The following is a 15,656-nucleotide window of genomic DNA, read 5'->3' as shown; positions in this document are numbered from 1 at the left end:
GTACAGTGCCTTTCCCTCTTAACCCTGAGACAAGCAGAAATCAATCACTTGACTTTGCATCTTCAAGCTTTCGTTTCCGGTGTAGCCTTCTGTGATTCGACAGAGCCTGATTGTTTGGCAGTAGCGCCTGGCACTCAGGGCAGGTTTGTTCTCCGGTGCGATATTTTCTTCTGTGAGCCGAAAGGGCTTTCGCGTTTGGCAGAGTCTTCTGGCACTCAAGGCAAGTTTGTTCTCCGGTGTGATATTGACTTTTGTGAACCGACAGGGCTTGAGCGTTTGGCAGGGTCTTCTGGCACTCAGGGCAGGTTTGCTTTCCGGTGTGATCTTTTCTTTTGTGATTCGACAGGGCTAGAGTATTTGGCAAGGTCTCCTGACATTCAGGGCAGGTTCGCTCTCCGGTGTGTTCTTTTCTTTTGTGATTCGACAGGGCTTGGACATTTGGCAGGGGCTTCTGGCACTCAGGGCAGGTTTGCTCTCCGGTGTGTTCTTTCCTTTTGTGAACCGACAGCGCTTTCGCATTTCGCAGGATCTTCTGGCACTCAGGGCAGGTTGGCTCTCCGGTGTGATATTGACTTTTGTGAGCCGACAGGGCTTGAGCGTTTGGCAGGGGCTTCTGGCACTCAGAGCAGGTTTGCTCTCCGGTGTGATCTTTTCTTTTGTGAACTGACAGGGCCTGAAGGTTTGCAAAGGTCTTCTGGCACTCAGGACAGGTTTGCTCTCCCGTGTGATATCGACTTTTGTGAACTGACAGGGCTTTCGCGTTTGGCAAAGTCTTCTGGCACTCAGGGCAGGTTTTCTCTCCGCTGTGATCTTTTCTTTTGTGAGCCGCCAGGGCTTGAGCGTTTGGCAGGGTCTTCTGGCACCCAGGGCAGGTTTGCTTTCCGGTGTGATCTTTTCTTTTGTGATCCCACAGGGCTTGAGTGTTTGGCAGGGTCTTCTGGCATTCAGGGCAGGTTTTCTCTCCGCTGTGATATTGACTTTTGTGAGCCGACAGGGCCTGACTGTTTGCCAAGGTCTTCTGGCACTCAGGGCAGTTTTGCTCTCCGGTGTGTTCTCTTCTTTTGTGAACCGCCAGGGCTTGAGCGTTTGACAGGGTCTTCTGGCACCCAGGGCAGGTTTGCTTTCCGGTGTGCTCTTTTCTTTTGTGAACCCACAGGGCTTGAGTGTTTGGCAGGGTCTTCTGGCATTCAGGGCAGGTTTTCTCTCCGCTGTGATATCGACTTTTGTGATACGACAGGGCTTGAGCGCTTGCCAGGGTCTTCTGGCACTCAGGGCAGTTTTGCTCTCCGGTGTGTTCTTTTCTTTTGTGAACCGCCAGGGCTTGAGCGTTTGCCAGGGTCTTCTGGCACTCAGGGCAGGTTTTCTCTCCGGTGTGATCTTTTCTTTTGTGAACCGTCAGGGCATAAGCGTTTGGCAGGGACTTCTGGCAATCAGTGCAGGTTCGTTCTCCGGTGTGATATTGACTTTTGTGATTGCACAACGAGTTTTGAGAGCTAAGTGATTTTTCACAGCCGGGGTGATCACATCGGTATTTTTTGGAGCCTGCGTTCCTTTGTTTTTTCGCAGGTGGTGGTTTTAATTTTAATGACACACCGGTTGTGCTGTCAGCTTCTGAGACAACTGTCGGTGCTTCAGCAGGATGGCTTACCGGGCCAGATTCCTGATCGCCTGCTTGCAAATAGACCTCGCAAGCGAAAGAGTCATCTGTGGTTGAACGACACCGGGTACTTTTGGAAGGAGCGTAGATACAGACTCTCTGTTGATTACAACAGGGCTGTTCATGGCAATTCTTGTCAAAGCTATGTCGTGAGTCAGTGGGCCGACCCGAATTTTCATCATTATGGTCGTTGTCGTATAAATAATGTGATTTTTCTGAATGTCTATTGAACGACTGACCATGATCCTCTGACTCTGTTATCCGTGAATAGTTACCGCCGCCCGTTCCGTACATCAAAGTGATGATCATGTGTGATGGTTCGTTTTGCATCAGCCTCCCATCGGTCATTGGCATTGCAGTTAATAGGCCCGGCTCAGTTTTTATAGAAAAACTCTGGCTTGTCGAAGCCTCATTCTGATCAGCCTCAACGATAAAACCATAAGTCTGTGGCTCAACCGGGCAGACGAAAGGCAAAAAGGCCAATACGTGCGAGAGTAGACTTTTAATGGTTCTATCCTTTTTTCCGGGGATAGGAGCAGTGAGGATAGACGATAGGAACTTTGGGAGTTTTACAATGTTGGCAAGCTCTATGGCCTTCCATGTCTTTTTGTCATCGGTTAACCGCCTCTGGTGATAGACAGATAGACGTGAGCATTGCACTTCAGATCATACCCAAACGTGTACAGTGCCTTTCCCTCTTAACCCTGAGACAAGCAGAAATCAATCACTTGACTTTGCATCTTCAAGCTTTCGTTTCCGGTGTTGCCTTCTGTGATTCGACAGAGCCTGAATGTTTGGCAGTAGCGCCTGGCACTCAGGGCAGGTTTGCTCTCCGGTGTGATATTTTCTTTTGTGATCCGACAGGGCTTGAGCGTTTGGCAGGGTCTTCTGGCATTCAGGGCAGGTTTGCTCTCCTCTGTGATATCGACTTTTGTGCTCCGACAGAGCTTGAACGTTTGGCAGGGTCTTCTGGCATCCAAGGCAGGTTTGCTCTCCGCTGTGTTCTTTTCTTCTATGATTCGACAGGGCTTGGGCGTGTGGCAGGGTCGTCTGGCACTCAGGGCAGGTTTGCTCTCCGGTGTGATCTTTTCTTTTGTGAACCGAAAGGGCTTGATTGTTTGGCAGAGTCTTCTGACACTCATGGCAGGTTTGCTCTCCTCTGTGATATCGACTTTTGTGCTCCGACAGAGCTTGATGGTTTGGCAGGAGCTTCTGGCACCTAGAGCAAGTTTGCCCTACGGTGTGATATTTTCTTTTGTGAGTCGACAGGGCTTGAGCGTGTGGCAGTCTCGTCTGGCATTCAGGGCAGGTTTGCTCTCCGCTGTGTTCTTTTCTTTTGTGACTCGAGAGGGCTAGAGTGTTTGCCAGAGTCTTCTGGCACTCAGGGCAAGTTCGCTCTCCGCTGTGATCTTTTCTTCTGTGAATCAACAGAGCTTGAGCGTTTGGCAGGGGCTTCTGGCACTCACGGCAGATTTGTTCTCCGGTGTGGTATTTTCTTTTATGATCCCACAGGGCTTGAGTGTTTGGCAGGGCCTTCTGGCATTCAGGGCAGGTTTTCTCTCCAGTGTGATACTGACTTTTGTGAGTCGAAAGAGCCTGACTATTTGCCAAGATCTTCTGGCACTCAGGGCAGGTTTGTTTTCCGGTGTGGTACTTTCTTTTATGATCCCACAGGGCTTGAGTGTTTGGTAGGGTCTTCTGGCATTCAGGGCAGGTTTTCTCTCCGCTGTGATATTGACTTTTGTGAGCCGACAGGGCCTGACTGTTTGCCAAGGTCTTCTGGCACTCAGGGCAGGTTTGCTCTCCGGTGTGCTCTCTTCTTTTGTGAACCGCCAGGGCTTGAGCGTTTGGCAGGGTCTTCTGGCACCCAGGGCAGGTTTGCTTTCCGGTGTGTTCTTTTCTTTTGTGAACCCACAGGGCTTGAGTGTTTGGCAGGGTCTTCTGGCATTCAGGGCAGGTTTTCTCTCCGGTGTGATATTGACTTTTGTGAGCCGACAGGGCAAGACTGTTTGCCAAGGTCTTCTGGCACTCAGGGCAGTTTTGCTCTCCGGTGTGTTCTTTTCTTTTATGAACCGACAGGGCTTGAGCGTTTGGCAGAGTCTTCTGGCACTCAGGGCAGGTTTTCTCTCCGGTGTGATCTTTTCTTTTGTGAACCATCAGGGCTTGAGCGTTTGGCAGGGGCTTTTGGCAATCAGGGCAGGTTCGTTCTCCGGTGTGATATTGGCTTTTGTGATTGCACAACGAATTTTGAGAGCTAAGTGATTTTTCACAGCCGGGGTGATCACATCGGTATTTTTTGGAGCCTGCCTTCCTTTGTTTTTTCGCAGGTGGTGGTTTTAATTTTAATGACGCACAGGTTGTGCTGTCAGCTCCTGAGACGACTGTCAAACTTTCAGCAGAATGGCTTTCCGAGCCAGATTCCTGATCGCCTGTTTGCAAATAGACATCGCAAGCGAAAGAGTCATCTGAGGTTGAACGACACCGGATACTTTTGGAAGGAGCGTAGATACAGACTCTCTGTTGATTACAACAGGGCTGTTCATGGCAATTCTTGTCAAAGCTATGTCGTGAGTCAGTGGGCCGACCCGAATTTTCATCATTATGGTCGTTGTCGTATAAATAATGTGATTTTTCTGAATGTCTATTGAACGACTGACCATGATCCTCTGACTCTGTTATCCGTGAATAGTTACCGCCGCCCGTTCCGTACATCAAAGTGATGATCATGTGTGATGGTTCGTTTTGCATCAGCCTCCCATCAGTCATTGGCATTGCAGTTAATAAGCCCGGCTCAGTTTTTATAGAAAAACTCTGGCTTGTTGAAGCCTCATTCTGATCAACCTCAACGATAAAACCATAAGTCTGTGGCTCAACCGGGCAGACGAAAGGCAAAAAGACCAATACGTGCGAGAGTAGACTTTTAATGGTTCTATCCTTTTTTTCCGGGGATAGGAGCACTGAGGATAGACGATAGGAAGGTTGGGAGTTTTTCAATGTTGGCAAGTTCTATTGCCTTTCATGTCTTTTTGTCATCGGTTAACCGCCGCTGGTGGTAGACAGATAGACGTGATCATTGCACTTCAGATCATACCCAAACGTGTGCAGTGCCTTTCTCCCTTAACCCTGAGACAAGCAGAAATCAATCACTTGACTTTGCATCTTCAAGTTTTCGTTTCCGGTGTTGTCTTTTGTGATTTACCAGAGCTTGAACGTTTGGCAGGATCTTCTGGCAATCAGAGCAGGTTTGCTCCCCAGTGTGTTCTTTTCTTTTGTGATTCGACAGGACTTGAGCGTTTGGCAGAGTCTTCTGGCACTCAGGGCAGATTTGCTCTCCGCTGTGATATCGACTTTTGTGCTCCGACAGAGCTTGATAGTTTGGCAGGAGCTTCTGGCACTCAGGACAGGTTTGTTCTCCGGTGTGGTATTTTCTTTTATGACCCCACAGGGCTTGAGTGTTTGGTAGGGTCTTCTGGCAATCAGAGCAGGTTTGCTCCCCGGTGTGTTCTTTTCTTTTGTGAGTCGACAGGGCTTGAGCGTTTGGCAGGGTCTTCTGGCACTCAGGGCAGGTTTGTTCTCCGCTGTGATATCGACTTTTGTGAGTCGACAGGGCTTGAACGTTTGACAGGGTCTTCTGGCACTCCGGGCAGTTTTGCTCTCCGCTGTGTTCTTTTCTTTTGTGAGTCGACAGGGCTTGAGTGTTTGGCAAGGTCTTCTGGCAATCAGAGCAGGTTTGCTCCCCGGTGTGTTCTTTTCTTTTGTGATTCGCCAGGGCTTGAGCATTTGGCAGGGTCTTCTGGCACACAGGGCAGGTTTGCTCTCCGGTGTGATAATGACTTTTGTGAGCCGACAGAGCTTGAGCGTTTGACAGGGTCTTCTGGCACTCAGGGCAGATTTGCTCTCCGGTGTGCTCTTTTCTTCTATGATGCAACAGGGCTTGAGCGTGTGGCAGGGTCGTCTGGCATTCAGGGCAGGTTTGCTCTCCGCTGTGATGTTTGCTTCTGTGATTTGACAGGCCTTGAGCGCTTGCCAGGGTCTTCTGGCACTCAGGGCAGGTTTGCTCTCCGGTGTGCTCTTTTCTTTTGTGATTCGACAGGGCCTGAGGGTTTTTCAGAGTCTTCTGGCACTCAGGGCAGGTTTTCTCTCCGGTGTGATCTTTTCTTTTGTGAACCCACAGGGCTTGAGCGCTTGCCAGGGTCTTCTGGCACTCAGGGCAGGTTTGCTCTCTGGTGTGATATTTTCTTCTGTGAGCCGAAAGGGCTTTCGCGTTTGGCAGAGTCTTCTGGCACTCAAGGCAGGTTTGTTCTCCGGTGTGATATTGACTTTTGTGAACCGACAGGGCTCGAGCATGTGCCAAGTTCTTCTGGCACTCAGGGCAGGTTTGCTCTCCGCTGTGATATCGGCTTTTGTGATACGACAGGGCTTGAGCGCTTGGAAGGGTCTTCTGGCACTCAGGGCAGGTTTGTTCCCCGGTGTGATATTTTCTTCTATGATCCGAAAGGGTTTGAGCGTTTGGCAGGGTCGTCTGGCACTTGAGGCAGGTTCGTTCTCCGGTGTGATATTGGCTTTTGTGATTGCACAACGAGTTTTGTGAGCTAAGTGATTTTTCACAGCCGGGGTGATCACATCGGTATTTTTTGAAGCCTGCCTTCTTTTGTTTTTTCGCAGGTGGTGGATTTAATTTTAATGATGAACCGGTTGTGCTGTCAGCTCCTGAGACAACTGTCGGTGCTTCAGCAGGATGGCTTACCGGGCCAGATTCCTGATCGCCTGTTTGCAAATAGACATCGCAAGCGAAAGAGTCATCTGAGGTTGAACGACACCGGGTACTTTTAGAAGGAGCGTAGATACAGACTCTCTGTTGATTACAACAGGGCTGTTCATGGCAATTCTTGTCAAAGCTATGTCGGGAGTCAGTGGGCCGACCCGAATTTTCATCATTATGGTCGTTGTCGTATAAATAATGTGATTTTTCTCTATGTCTATTGAATGACTGGCCATGATCCTCTGACTCTGTTACCCGGGAATAGTTACCGCCGCCCGTTCCGTACATCAAAGTGATGATCATGTGTGAAGGTTCGTTTTGCATCAGCCTCCCATCAGTCATTGGCATTGCAGATAATAGGCCCGGCTCAGTTTTTACAGAAAAACTCTGGCTTGTCGAAGCCTGATTCTGATCAACCTCAACGATATAACGATAAGTCTGTGGCACAACCGGGCAGACGAAAGGCAAAAAGACCAATACGTACGAGAGTAGACTGTTAATGGTTCTATCCTTTGTTCTCTGGGGATAGGAGCAGTGAGGATAGACGATAGAAGTTTGGGGGCTTTACAATGTTGGCAAGCTCTATTGCCCTCCATGTCTTTTTTTCATCGGTTAACCGCCGCTGGTGGTAGACAGATAGACGTGAGCATTGCACTTCAGATCATACCCAAACGTGTACAGTGCCTTTCCCTCCTGAGCCTGTGACAAGCAGAAATCAATCACTTGACTTTGCATCTTCAAGCTTTCGTTTCCGGTGTTGTCTTCTGTGATTCGACAGAGCCTGATTGTTTGGCAGTAGCGCCTGGCACTCAGGGCAGGTTTGCTCTCCGGTGTGATATCGACTTTTGTGATTCGACAGGGCTTGAGCGCTTGCCAGGGTCTTCTGGCACTCAGGGCAGGTTTGCTCTCCGGTGTGATATCGACTTTTGTGATTCGACAGGGCTTGAGCGCTTGCCAGGGTCTTCTGGCACTCAGGGCAGGTTTGCTCTCCGCTGTGTTCTTTTCTTTTGTGAGTCGACAGGGCTTGAGCGTGTGGCAGGGTCTTCCGGCACTCAGGGCAGGTTTGCTCGCCACTGTGATATTGACTTTTGTGATTTACCAGAGCTTGAGAGTTTGGCAGTAGCTTCTGGCACTCAGGGCAAGTTTGCTCTCCTGTGTGTTCTTTTCTTTTGTGAGCCGAAAGGGCTTGAGGGTTTGGCAGAGTCTTCTGACACTCATGGCAGGTTTGCTCTCCTCTGTGATATCGACTTTTGTGCTCCGACAGAGCTTGAACGTTTGGCAGGGTCTTCTGGCACTCAAGGCAGGTTTGCTCTCCGCTGTGATCTTTTCTTTTGTGAGCCAACAGGACTTTCGCGTTTGGCAGGGGCTTCTGGCAATCAGGGCAGGTTTGCTCTCCGGTGTGATCTTTTCTTCTGTGAGCCGAAAGGGCTTTCGCGTTTGGCAGAGTCTTCTGGCACTCAAGGCAAGTTTGTTCTCCGGTGTGATATTGACTTTTGTGAACCGACAGGGCTTGAGCGTTTGGCAGGGTCTTCTGGCACTCAGGGCAGGTTTGCTTTCCGGTGTGATCTTTTCTTTTGTGATTCGACAGGGCTAGACTATTTGGCAAGGTCTCCTGGCATTCAGGGCAGGTTTGCTCTCCAGTGTGTGCTTTTCTTTTGTGATTCGACAGGGCTTTCGCGTTTGGCAGAGTCTTCTGGCACTCAGAGCAGGTTTGCTTTCCGGTATGCTCTTTTCTTTTGTGATTCGACAGGGCTTGAGGGTTTGGCAGGTGCTTCTGGCACTCAGGGCAGGCTTTCTCTCCGGTGTGATCTTTTCTTCTGTGAGCCGAAAGGGCTTTCGCGTTTGGCAGAGTCTTCTGGCACTCAAGGCAGGTTTGTTCTCCGGTGTGATATTGACTTTTGTGAACCGACAGGGCTCGAGCATGTGCCAAGGTCTTCTGGCACTCAGGGCAGGTTTGCTCTCCGCTGTGATATCGGCTTTTGTGATTAGACAGGGCTTGAGCGCTTGCCAGGGTCTTCTGGCACTCAGGGCAGGTTTGCTCTCCGCTGTGATATCGGCTTTTGTGATTAAACAGGGCTTGAGCGCTTGCCAGGGTCGTCTGGCACTCAGGGCAGGTTTGCTCTCCGGTGTGATATCGACTTTTGTGATTCGACAGGGCTTGAGCGCTTGCCAGGGTCTTCTGGCACTCAGGACAGATTTTCTCTCCGGTGTGTTCTTTTCTTTTGTGAACCGCCAGGGCTTGAGCGTTTGGCAGGGGCTTCTGGCACTCAGGGCAGGTTTGCTTTCCGGTGTGATATCGAGTTTTGTGATCCGACAGGGCTTTTGCGTTTGCCAGGGTCTTCTGGCACTCAGGGCAGGTTTTCTCTCCGGTGTGATCTTTTCTTTTGTGAACCGTCAGGGCATAAGCGTTTGGCAGGGACTTCTGGCAATCAGTGCAGGTTCGTTCTCCGGTGTGATATTGACTTTTGTGATTGCACAACGAGTTTTGAGAGCTAAGTGATTTTTCACAGCCGGGGTGATCACATCGGTATTTTTTGGAGCCTGCGTTCCTTTGTTTTTTCGCAGGTGGTGGTTTTAATTTTAATGACGCACCGGTTGTGCTGTCAGCTTCTGAGACAACTGTCGGTGCTTCAGCAGGATGGCTTACCGGGCCAGATTCCTGATCGCCTGCTTGCAAATAGACATCGCAAGCGAAAGAGTCATCTGTGGTTGAACGACACCGGGTACTTTTGGAAGGAACGTAGATACAGACTCTTTGTTGATTACAACAGGGCTGTTCATGGCAATTCTTGTCAAAGCTATGTCGGGAGTCAGTGGGCCGACCCGAATTTTCATCATTATGGTCATTGTCGTATAAATAATGTGATTTTTCTGAATGTCTATTGAATGACTGACCATGATCCTCTGACTCTGTTACCCGGGAATAGTTATTGCCGCCCGTTCCGTACATCAAAGTGATGATCATGTGTGATGGTTCGTTTTGCATCAGCGTTCCATCAGTCATTGGCAATGCAGATAATAGGCCCGGCTCAGTTTTTATAGAAAAACTCTGGCTTGTTGAAGCCTCATTCTGATCAACCTCAACGATAAAACCATAAGTCTGTGGCTCAACCGGGCAGACGAAAGGCAAAAAGACCAATACGTGCGAGAGTAGACTTTTAATGGTTCTATCCTTTTTTTCAGGGGATAGGAGCAGTGAGGATAGACGATAGGAAGTTTGGGAGTTTTTCAATGTTGGCAAGCTCTATTGCCTTCCATGTCTTTTTGTCATCGGTTAACCGCCTCTGGTGATAGACAGATAGACCTGCGCATTGCACTTCAGATCATACCCAAACGTGTGCAGTGCCCTTCCCTCCTGAGCCTGTGACAAGCAGAAATCAATCACTTGACTTTGCATCTTCAAGCTTTCGTTTCCGGTGTTGTCTTTTGTGATTTACCAGAGCTTGAACGTTTGGCAGGATCTTCTGGCAATCAGAGCAGGTTTGCTCCCTGGTGTGTTCTTTTCTTTTGTGAGTCGACAGGAGTTGAGCGTTCGGCAGAGTCTTCTGGCACTCAGGGCAGGTTTGCTCTCCGCTGTGCTTTTTTCTTTTGTGAACCGACAGGGCTAGAGCGTGTGGCAGGGTCTTCTGGCACTCAGGGCAGGTTTTCTCTCCGGTGTGATATCGACTTTTGTGAACCGACAGGGCTCGAGCGTGTGGCAGGGTCTTCTGGCACTCAGGGCAGGTTTGCTCTCCACTGTGATATCGACTTTTGTGAACCGACAGGGCTCGAGCGTGTGGCAGGGTCTTCTGGCACTCAGGGCAGGTTTGCTCTCCACTGTGATATCGACTTTTGTGCTTCGACAGAGCTTGATGGTTTCGCAGGAGCTTCTGGCACTCAGAGCAAGTTTGCCCTCTGGTGTGATCTTTTCTTTTGTGTACCAACAGGGCCTGAGCGTTTGGCAGGGTCTTCTGGCACTCAGGGCAGGTTTGCTCTCCGCTGTGATATCGGCTTTTGTGAGTCGACAGGGCATAGGCGTGTGGCAGGGTCGTCTGGCATTCAGGGCAGGTTTGCTCTCCGCTGTGATATCGGCTTTTGTGAGTCGACAGGGCTTGAGCGCTTGCCAGGGTTTTCTGGCACTCAGGGCAGGTTTGCTCTCCGGTGTGTTCTCTTCTTTTGTGATTCGACAGGGCTAGAGTGTTTGGCAGGGTTTCCTGGCACTCAGGGCAAGTTTGCTCTCCGCTGTGATCTTTTCTTCTGTGAATCAACAGAGCTTGAGCGTTTGGCAGGGGCTTCTGGCACTCAGAGCAGGTTTGTTCTCCGGTGTGGTATTTTCTTTTATGATCCCACAGGGCTTGAGTGTTTGGCAGGGTCTTCTGGCATTCAGGGCAGGTTTTCTCTCCGGTGTGATATCGACTTTTGTGAGCCGACAGGGCCTGACTGTTTGCCAAGGTCTTCTGGCACTCAGGACAGGTTCGTTCTCCGGTGTGTTCTTTTCTTTTGTGAACCATCAGGGCTTTCACGTTTGGCAAGGGCTTCTGGCACTCAGGGCAGGTTTGCTCTCCGCTGTGATATCGACTTTTGTGAGTCGACAGGGCTGTCGAGTTTGACAGGGTCTTCTGGCATTCAGGGCAGGTTTGCCTTCCGGTGTGTTCCTTTCTTTTGTGAAACGACAGGACCTGAGCGTTTGGCAGGGTCTTCTGGCACTCAGGACAGGTTTTCTCTCCGGTGTGATCTTTTCTTTTGTGAACCGACAGGGCTTGAGCGTTTGGCAGGGTCTTCTGGCACTCAGGACAAGTTTTCTCTCCGGTGTGATCTTTTCTTTTGTGAACCGACAGGGCTTGAGAGTTTGGCAGGGTCTTCTGGCACTCAGGACAGGTTCGTTCTCCGGTGTGATATTGACTTTTGTGATTGTACAATGAGGTTTGAGAGCCAAGTGATTTTTCACAGCCTGGGTAATCACATCGGTATTTTTTGGGGCCTGCTTTCCTTTGTTTTTTCGCAGGTGGTGGATTTAATTTTAATGACGCACCGGTTGTGCTGTTAGCTCCTGAGACGACTGTCAAACTTTCAGCAGAATGGCTTTCCGAGCCAGATTCCTGATCGCCTGTTTGCAAATAGACATCGCAAGTGAAAGAGTCATCTGAGGCTGAACGACACCGGGTACTTGTGGAAGGAGCGAAGATACAGACTCTTTGTTGATTACAACAGGGCTGTTCATGGCAATTTTTGTCAAGGCTATGTCGGGATTCGTTGGGCCGACCTGAATTTTCATCATTATGGTCATTGTCGTATAAATAATTTGATTTTTCTGAATGTCTATTGAATGACCGATCATGATCCTCTGACTCTGTTGTTCGGGTATAGTCAGTGCCGCCCGTTCCGTACATCAAAGTGATGATCTGAAGTTTGTTTCGCCGACAAGGTTTGTCATCGGGTAGCATACCTGAACCAGAATATCCGTTTGTGCTGACCATGTGTGATGGTTCGTTTTGTATCAGCCTCCCATCAGTCATTGGCATTGCAGTTAATAGGCCCGGCTCAGTTTTTATAGAAAAACTCTGGTTTGTCAAAGCCTGATTCTGATCAACCTCAATGATAAAACGATAAGTCTGTGACACAACCGGGCAGACGAAAGGCAAAAAGACCAACACGTATGAGAGTAGACTGTTAATGGTTCTATCCTTTGTTTTCCGGGGATAGGAGCAGTGAGGATAGACGATAGAAGTTTGGGAGCTTTTCAATCTTGGCAAGCTCTATTGCCCTCCATGTCTTTTTGTCATCGTTTAAGCCCCGCAGGTGATAGACAGATAGACGTGAGCATTGCACTTCAGATCATACTCAAACGTGTGCAGTGCCTTTCCCTCCTGGCCCTGAGACAAGCAGAAATCAATCACTTGACTTTGCATCTTCAAGCTTTCGCTTCCGGTGTTGTCTTTTGTGATTTGACAGAGCGCCGGAGTTTGGCAGGATTTTTTGGCACTCAAGGCAGGTTTGCTCTCCTCTGTGAAATTGACTTTTGTGGCCCGACAGGGCTTGAGCGCTTGGCAGAGACTTCTGGCACTCGGGACAAGTTTGCACCCCGGTGTGATATTGATTTTTGTGAACCCACAGGGCTTGAGCGCTTGCCAGGGTCTTCTGGCACTCAGGGCAGGTTTGCTCTCCGGTGTGTTCTTTTCTTTTGTGATTCGACAGGGCTTGAGCGCTTGCCAGGGTTTTCTGGCACTCAGGGCAAGTTTGCTCTCCGGTGTGATATTGACTCTTGTGAGACGACAGAGCTTGAGCGTTTGGCAGGGTCTTCTGGCACCTAGGGCAGGTTTGCTCCCCGGTGTGATCTTTTCTTCTATGATTCGACAGGGCTTGAGCGCTTGCCAGGGTCTTCTGGCACTCAGGGCAGGTTTGCTCTCCGGTGTGTTCTTTTCTTTTGTGATTCGACAGGGCTAGAGTGTTTGGCAGGGTCTCCTGGCACTCAGGGCAGGTTTGTTCTCCGGTGTGTTCTTTTCTTTTGTGAGTTGACAGAGCTTGAGCGCTTGGCAGGGTCTTCTGGCATTCAGGGCAGGTTTGCTCTCCGGTGTGATATTGACTCATGTGAGCCGACAGGGCTTGAGCGTTTGGCAGGGGCTTCTGGCACTCAGGGCAGGTTTGCTCTCCGCTGTGATCTTTTCTTTTGTGAACCGTCAGGGCATAAGCGTTTGGCAGGGGCTTCTGGCAATCAGGGCAGGTTCGTTCTCCGGTGTGATATTGACTTTTGTGATTGTTCAACGAGGCTTGAGAGCTAAATGATTTTTCACAGCCGGGGTGATCACATCGGTATTGTTTGAAGCCTGCCTTCTTTTGTTTTTTCGCAGGTGGTGGTTTTAATTTTAATGACGCACCGGTTGTGCTGTCAGCTCCTGAGACAACTATCGGTGCTTCAGCAGTATGGCTTACCGGGCCAGATTCCTGATCGCCTGTTTGCAAATAGACACCGCAAGCGAAAGAGTCATCTGAGGTTGAACGACACCGGTTACTTTTGGAAGGAGCATAGATACAGACTCTCTGTTGATTACAACAGGGCTGTTCATGGCAATTCTTGTCAAAGCTATGTCGGGAGTCAGTGGGCCGACCCGAATTTTCATCATTATTGTCGTTGTCGTATAAATAGTGTGATTTTTCTGAATGTCTATTGAATGACTGACCATGATCCTCTGACTCTGTTGTCTGGGAGTAGTTACCCCCGCCCGTTCCTTTCATCAAAGTGATGATCATGTGTGATGGTTCGTTTTGCATCAGCCTATCATCAGCCATTGGCATTGCAGTGAATAGGCCTGGCTCAGTTTTTATAGAAAAACTCTGGCTTGTCGAAGCCTGATTCTGATCAACCTCAACGATAAAACGATAAGTCTGTGGCATAACCGGGCAGACGAAAGGCAAAAAGACCAATACGTGCGAGAGTAGACTGTTAATGGTTCTATCCTTTTTTTCCGGGGATAGGAGCAATGAGGATAGACGATAGAAGTTTGGGAGCTTTTCAATGTTGGCAAGCTCTAGTGCCTTCCATGTCTTTTTGTCGTTGGTTAACCACCGCTGGTGATAGACAGGTAGACCTGCGCATTGCACTTCAGATCATACCCAAACGTGTGCAGTGCCCTTCCCTCCTGAGACTGTGACAAGCAGAAATCAATCACTTGACTTTGCTCCATCAAGCTTTCGTTTCCGGTGTTGCCTTTTGTGATTCGACAGGGCTAGAGCGTTTGGCAGGGTCTTCTGGCACTCAGGGCAGGTTTGCTCTCCAGTGTGATCTTTTCTCCTGTGACCCGAAAGGGCTTTCGCGTTTGGCAGAGTCTTCTGACACTCAAGGCAGGTTTGTTCTCCGGTGTGATATTGACTTTTGTGAACCGACAGGGAATTGGCATTTGACAGGGTCTTCTGGCACTCAGGGCAAGTTTGCTCTCCGGTGTGTTCTTTTCTTTTGTGCTCCGACAGAGCTTGAGGGTCTGGCAGGAGCCTCTGGCACTCAGGGCAAGTTTGCCCTCCGATGTGTTCTTTTCTTTTGTGAGCCGACAGAACTTTCGCGTTTGGCAGGGTCTTCTGGCAGTCAAGGCAGGTTTGTTCTCCGGTGTGATATAGACTTCTGTGAACCGTTAGGGCTTGAGCGTTTGGCAGGGTCTTCTGGCACCCAGGGCAGGTTTGCTTTCCGGTGTGATCTTTTCTTTTGTGAACCCACAGGGCTTGAGCGTTCGGCAGAGTCTCCAGGCATTCAGGGCAGGTTTGCTTTCCGGTGTGATCTTTTTTTTTGTGAGCCCACAGGGCTTGAGCGTTTGGCAGAGGCCTCTGGCATTCAGTGCAGGTTTTCTCTCCGCTGTGATATTGACTTTTGTGATTCGACAGGGCTTGAGCGTTTGGCAGGGTCTTCTGGCACTCAGGGCAGGTTTGCTCTCCGGTGTGATCTTTTCTTTTGTGAGCCCTCAGGGCATAAGCGTTTGGCAGGGGCTTCTGGCACTCAGGACAGGTTCGTTCTCCGGTGTGATATTGACTTTTGTGATTGTACAATGAGGTTTGAGAGCCAAGTGATTTTTCACAGCCGGGGCGCTCACATCGGTATTTTTTGGAGTCTGCCTCCCTTTGTTTTTTCGCAGGTGGTGGATTTAATTTTAATGAAGCACCGGTGGTGCTGTCAGCTCCTGAGACAACTGTCGGACCTTCAGCAAGATGGCTGACCGGACCGGATTCCTGATCGCCTTTTTGCAAATAGACATCGCAAGCGAAAGAGTCATCTGAGGTTGAACGACACCGGGTAATCGTGGAAGGAGCCAAGATACAGACTCCTTGTTGATTACAACAGGGCTGTTCATGACAATTTTTGTCAAAGCTATGCCGGGAGTCAGTGGGCTGACCCGAATTTTCATCATTATGGTCGTTGTCGTATAAATAATGTAATTTTTCTGAATGTCTATTGAATGACTGACCATGATCCTCTGACCCTGTTGTCCCGGAATAGTTACCGCTGCCCGTTCCGTACATCAAAGTGATCATCTGAAGTTTATTTCGCCTGGAAGGCTTGTCATCGGGTAGCATGCCTAACCCCGAATATCCGTTTGTGCTGATCATGTGTGATGGTTCGTTTTGCATCAGCCTTCCATCAGTCATTGGCATTGCAGTTAATAGGCCCGGCTCAGTTTTTATAGAAAAACTCTGGCTTGTCAAAGCCTCATTCTGATCAACCTCAACGATAAAACGATAAGTCTGTGGCTCACCCGGGCAGACGAAAGGCAAAAA

7 protein-coding genes are annotated in these 15,656 nt (G+C 49.4%); all 7 read right to left on the bottom strand.

What is annotated here, in order from left to right:
* Positions 1-40 precede the first annotated feature (40 nt).
* The gene (locus ACOJUO_RS08950) at positions 41-2,317 is read right to left on the bottom strand and encodes a C2H2-type zinc finger protein (RefSeq protein ID WP_422139575.1); all 2,277 of its coding nucleotides are present in this window, start codon (positions 2,315-2,317) and stop codon (positions 41-43) included.
* 60 nt (positions 2,318-2,377) lie between these two features.
* Positions 2,378-4,405: a C2H2-type zinc finger protein gene (locus tag ACOJUO_RS08945; RefSeq protein WP_422139574.1), complete on the bottom strand. Its 2,028-nt coding sequence runs from the start codon at positions 4,403-4,405 to the stop codon at positions 2,378-2,380.
* A gap of 391 nt (positions 4,406-4,796) precedes the next feature.
* On the bottom strand, positions 4,797-6,743 hold the full coding sequence (locus tag ACOJUO_RS08940) for a C2H2-type zinc finger protein (RefSeq protein ID WP_422139573.1): 1,947 nt from the start codon (positions 6,741-6,743) through the stop codon (positions 4,797-4,799).
* Between the two features lie 391 nt (positions 6,744-7,134).
* The gene (locus ACOJUO_RS08935) at positions 7,135-9,405 is read right to left on the bottom strand and encodes a C2H2-type zinc finger protein (protein ID WP_422139572.1); all 2,271 of its coding nucleotides are present in this window, start codon (positions 9,403-9,405) and stop codon (positions 7,135-7,137) included.
* 391 nt (positions 9,406-9,796) lie between these two features.
* Positions 9,797-11,914 carry a C2H2-type zinc finger protein gene (locus ACOJUO_RS08930; RefSeq protein WP_422139571.1) on the bottom strand — a complete coding sequence of 706 codons (2,118 nt, stop codon included), beginning with the start codon at positions 11,912-11,914 and terminating at the stop codon, positions 9,797-9,799.
* A 373-nt stretch (positions 11,915-12,287) separates the two neighbouring features.
* Positions 12,288-13,667: a C2H2-type zinc finger protein gene (locus tag ACOJUO_RS08925; RefSeq protein WP_422140063.1), complete on the bottom strand. Its 1,380-nt coding sequence runs from the start codon at positions 13,665-13,667 to the stop codon at positions 12,288-12,290.
* 390 nt (positions 13,668-14,057) lie between these two features.
* Positions 14,058-15,509: a C2H2-type zinc finger protein gene (locus tag ACOJUO_RS08920; protein WP_422136382.1), complete on the bottom strand. Its 1,452-nt coding sequence runs from the start codon at positions 15,507-15,509 to the stop codon at positions 14,058-14,060.
* Positions 15,510-15,656: the final 147 nt, after the last annotated feature.

It is taken from the genome of Endozoicomonas sp. ALC020, from assembly GCF_049275935.1.
In the GTDB taxonomy this organism is placed as follows: Bacteria; Pseudomonadota; Gammaproteobacteria; order Pseudomonadales; family Endozoicomonadaceae; genus Endozoicomonas_A.
Note: the sequence above shows the minus strand (reverse complement) of the source record. Positions and strands in the feature narration are given on the sequence as shown.

What these genes read in the sequence shown, in the direction of transcription:
- ACOJUO_RS08945 (WP_422139574.1), bottom strand. Translation starts at nt 4,405, where the DNA reads ATGCAAAACGAACCATCACACATGATCATCACTTTGATGTACGGAACG.
- ACOJUO_RS08935 (WP_422139572.1), bottom strand. Translation starts at nt 9,405, where the DNA reads ATGCAAAACGAACCATCACACATGATCATCACTTTGATGTACGGAACG.
- ACOJUO_RS08925 (WP_422140063.1), bottom strand. Translation starts at nt 13,667, where the DNA reads ATGCAAAACGAACCATCACACATGATCATCACTTTGATGAAAGGAACG.
- ACOJUO_RS08940 (WP_422139573.1), bottom strand. Translation starts at nt 6,743, where the DNA reads ATGCAAAACGAACCTTCACACATGATCATCACTTTGATGTACGGAACG.
- ACOJUO_RS08920 (WP_422136382.1), bottom strand. Translation starts at nt 15,509, where the DNA reads ATGCAAAACGAACCATCACACATGATCAGCACAAACGGATATTCGGGG.
- ACOJUO_RS08930 (WP_422139571.1), bottom strand. Translation starts at nt 11,914, where the DNA reads ATGACTGATGGGAGGCTGATACAAAACGAACCATCACACATGGTCAGC.